General features: G+C 67.4%; 4 protein-coding genes. 2 read left to right on the forward strand and 2 right to left on the reverse strand.

The window, feature by feature from the left end; all coding sequences use genetic code 11:
- Positions 1–130: 130 nt before the first annotated feature.
- On the reverse strand, positions 131–340 hold the full coding sequence (locus tag ACFHPP_RS30680) for a DUF2934 domain-containing protein (protein ID WP_437167021.1): 210 nt from the start codon (positions 338–340) through the stop codon (positions 131–133).
- A 150-nt stretch (positions 341–490) separates the two neighbouring features.
- Between ACFHPP_RS30680 and ACFHPP_RS30685 the strand changes: the two genes are divergently transcribed.
- On the forward strand, positions 491–718 hold the full coding sequence (locus ACFHPP_RS30685; protein ID WP_430672593.1) for a hypothetical protein: 228 nt from the start codon (positions 491–493) through the stop codon (positions 716–718).
- An 89-nt stretch (positions 719–807) separates the two neighbouring features.
- Here ACFHPP_RS30685 and ACFHPP_RS30690 read toward each other — a convergent pair whose 3' ends face one another.
- Positions 808–1,107 carry a hypothetical protein gene (locus ACFHPP_RS30690; protein ID WP_437167022.1) on the reverse strand — a complete coding sequence of 100 codons (300 nt, stop codon included), beginning with the start codon at positions 1,105–1,107 and terminating at the stop codon, positions 808–810.
- Between the two features lie 185 nt (positions 1,108–1,292).
- Between ACFHPP_RS30690 and ACFHPP_RS30695 the strand changes: the two genes are divergently transcribed.
- Entirely contained in the window at positions 1,293–2,642 is a 1,350-nt protein-coding gene (locus ACFHPP_RS30695; protein WP_437167023.1) for an IS1380 family transposase, read from the forward strand.
- Positions 2,643–3,239 lie beyond the last annotated feature (597 nt).

Here is a 3,239-nt window from a genome sequence, read left to right on the forward strand (position 1 = left end):
CGGCGCCCGCGGCCTCTCCTGCTGCGCCGTGGCGCCGGTGCAGCTGCCTGGTCAGGTTCTCGATGAACTTGCCTGCGCAGCGCGCGGCGTATGCCTGTTGCCCTGGCAACAGGATCATGAGACGGCGCGACTAGGTCCGGTGGTGGCCGGCCTGCGCCGGGGGATAGGCGGCGTGCGTTTCGGCTTCTAGCCGCTCGCGGGCACGATGCCAGTATTCGTCCTCCCTGCCCTCCGGCCGGCCCTCCAACTCCCAAAGCAGGAAGGCCCGCTCGCGAATCGCCTGCTCAAGATCCTGCTCCGCTTCAGGTTCCAGCCGGGCACTGCGTTCCGCATCCGACATGCTGACCTCCAGGCCGACAGCCCGGACTCAAGTCTTGGATCTTCGCGCGGCGCTCTCAAGGGGCCACGGGCAACTGTGTTGGGAGATAGGGTTCTCCACTGGTGGAGGCGCCGCTCATGTTGCATAATAAGAACATTCTGAGAGGCGCCCATGATCAATCGAGCGAGCTTCACCTTCACCGTCAAGGAAGCCGGCGACGGCCAGCCCGACCGACCCTTCATCCTGTTCGAGCCGAAGGGGGCCGACATCCCGCAGCTTCGCGGCATGATGATCACCTTGGAACTGAGGCCCGGCACCACCTACGACGAAGCCAGGGCGCTCTGCGCCTCAATGCAGGCCAAGGTGTTGGATCTCGTCGTCCAGCCGGCCCCTGCATAGCCGGCGTCAGACTGGACCTCCGACCGCCGGCTGGCTGAACCTGCCGGCAGGACGGACCAGCCAAAGCGGTACACGCTGGCGGAAGTCGCTCAGCCCATGGGTGGTCCAAGCCGTTGCTCGAGATCGAGCGCGGTCACGGCACTCGCCGGCTCCCCGTCGTGGGACCGTGGTTGCAGGGCCACTCGGTCGACCAGCGCCCGGAAGGTCGCGGCGGGATGCAGTGCCGCAAAATCCACCGCGTTGAAGCGCTCGCCACTTGCCAGATCCACAACGCGGACCGTCATTCCGCTCTGGGAAAAACAGGCCGCGGCGTCGATCGCATCGCCAGGGGTGGCCTTCTCCACGGACAGACTCTGCTCTGCCATATCCAACAGAACCAGATATGCCATCGGCGCCCCTCCTCTCGGCCTTTATCCCGATACTTTTGGAGCGCCGCGACGGATGCAGCATCGCCTGTACGTGATTGGCAAGGCCCTAGCCCGGAAAATTCATCAGGGCTGGCGGACATGGTGCAACCCGTTGAACGGCCATAGGATTCGGCTGCGAACCCAGAACCCTGCCGTTTTCGGACACCATGCCCGCCGACATTGAAGTTACGCTGCCCCTGCCGGGCCTGTCATCAGTCGCCGGCAAGCCCATCATCGCCCGCTTTGATGGCGGATCCTTCTCATCGGATGGCGGCCTGCTGGCGCTGCGTGAGGTTGAGGCGCGCCTCGGCGTGGCTGAACGTCTCGCTGCGTGCATCGACGATCCGCGGGCGCCCGAGCGCATCCAGCACCGCCTCGCCGAGATGCTGCGCTTCCGCCTGTTGATGATCGCGGCCGGCTATGAGGACGGCAACGATGCCGATAGCCTGCGGCACGATCCCCTGTTCAAGCTCGCCAACGGTCGGCTGCCTGGTGAGGCTGCGCTGTGTTCGCAGCCGACGCTGTCGCGCCTCGAGAACACGCCGGGGCCGCGGGCACTGATCCGCATGGCGCGTGCCATGGTGGCGCTCTACTGCGCCAGCTTTCGCCACGTGCCGCGTCGTATCACGCTCGATATCGACGACACCTTCGACGCCGTGCATGGCGGGCAGCAGTTGCGGCTGTTCAACGCCTACTACGACGAATACGGCTTCCAGCCGATCGTCGTGTTCGACGCCGAGGGTCGCCCCGTCGCCGCCATGCTGCGCCCGGCCAGGCGTCCGACCGGCGCCGAAGCACGCAATCTCCTGCGCCGTCTGGTGCGCGAGATCCGCAGCCACTGGCCGCGCGTCGAGATCCTGATCCGCGCCGACAGCCACTATTGCGCGCCGGAGGTGCTGGATTTCTGCCGCGCGGCGCGCGTCGACTTCCTGCTTGGCGTCGCCTCCACCACGACGCTGCGGCACCATGTCGAGACGCTGGAAGCCAGCACCGCGCGTCGTCACACGGGCGCGCCGGGCGGGGAAAAGCTGCGGCGCTACAAGGAATTCCACGATGGCGCCGCCAGTTGGACCCGCGTCGAGCGCATCATCGCCCGCGTCGAGGTCAGCGCGCAGGGCGCCGACACGCGCTTCGTCGTCACCAACCTCGCTGCCGGATCGGCGCGCACGATCTATGAGGATCTCTACTGCCGGCGCGGCCAGGCCGAGAACCACATCAAGGCCTGGAAGCGCCATCTCGCCGCCGATCGGACTTCGTGCTGCCGCGCCACCGCCAACCAGTTCCGCCTGATGCTGCACACCGGTGCCTACTGGCTGCTGTGGTCACTGCGCAGCCTGATGCCGAAGCGCTCGACCTGGCGGGTCGCGCAGTTCGACACGCTGCGGCTGCGCCTGGTGAAGCTCGCCACCCGCGTCGTCGCGCTGAAGACTCGCGTCATGCTGCGCCTGCCGAGCGCCTGCCCCGACAAGGCCATCCTGCGCCTCACGCTCGAACGCCTGCCGCGCCTCACCTGCTGAGCAACGGGGCAGACGCCCCGATCCAGCCACACACACCGCAACCCGCCAGACCCGCGATACGCACCAACCGCCCGCCCGCAGCCAAGGTGGGATTCAAACGCGACCGCGTCTCCGCCGACGCGCCAGCCGACCACCGTTCGCGCGGTCCAGCCAGCCTCATGAATTTTCCGGGCTAGAAGAACAGCGCTCCGCGCGGCGAGCCGGCGGGTTCGCCGTCGCGCGTGCGCTAGCACGTCGCGGAACAGCTTGGTGATGCTGCTGCGGTCCGGGGATACCGCTCCCTGAGCCTGCCGGAGCCCGAGATTGCTGGTCGAGGAGGCGCCGCTCGCGGTCGCGACGCGGTCTGACCTGACCAGGCCGATGAGAAGGCCGCAGCAGGAGTGGCTCGTGTTCGGGCGGCGCGGGACAGTCCGATTGTCCGGGAGCGAACCGGCAGCACATGGCTCACCCTTTTTCGCCACACTGCGGCGGCACGGTGCTTGCTACGCTGTAGATCTCAGGCATAGCCGGAGACGGTCGACCGGCGGGAGTGGCAGGATGGCGTGGTGATCTGCGTCCCGGCCGACCTGCGGGGCAATCGCTACTTCGGCCCGGTGA

It is taken from the genome of Falsiroseomonas sp. E2-1-a20 (genome assembly GCF_051433195.1).
GTDB lineage: Bacteria > Pseudomonadota > Alphaproteobacteria > Acetobacterales > Acetobacteraceae > Falsiroseomonas.